The organism is Neisseria sp. P0008.S010, from assembly GCF_051962715.1.
GTDB classification, from domain to species: Bacteria; Pseudomonadota; Gammaproteobacteria; order Burkholderiales; family Neisseriaceae; genus Neisseria; species Neisseria elongata.
The window spans coordinates 1-200 of sequence record NZ_JBQCVA010000487.1; the positions used below are offsets into that span (position 1 = coordinate 1).

The following is a 200-nucleotide window of genomic DNA, read 5'->3' on the forward strand; positions in this document are numbered from 1 at the left end:
CGGGTGGCAGCAGTGGGGAATCTTGGACAATGGGCGCAAGCCTGATCCAGCCATGCCGCGTGAGTGAAGAAGGCCTTCGGGTTGTAAAGCTCTTTTGTCAGGGACGATAATGACGGTACCTGAAGAATAAGCCCCGGCAAACTTCGTGCCAGCAGCCGCGGTAATACGAAGGGGGCTAGCGTTGTTCGGAATTACTGGGC

The 200-nt window shown here is 56.5% G+C and carries 1 rRNA gene; it reads left to right on the forward strand.

The window, feature by feature from the left end:
• A 16S ribosomal RNA gene (locus ACTHSL_RS14455) occupies positions 1 to 200 on the forward strand; the annotation flags it as partial.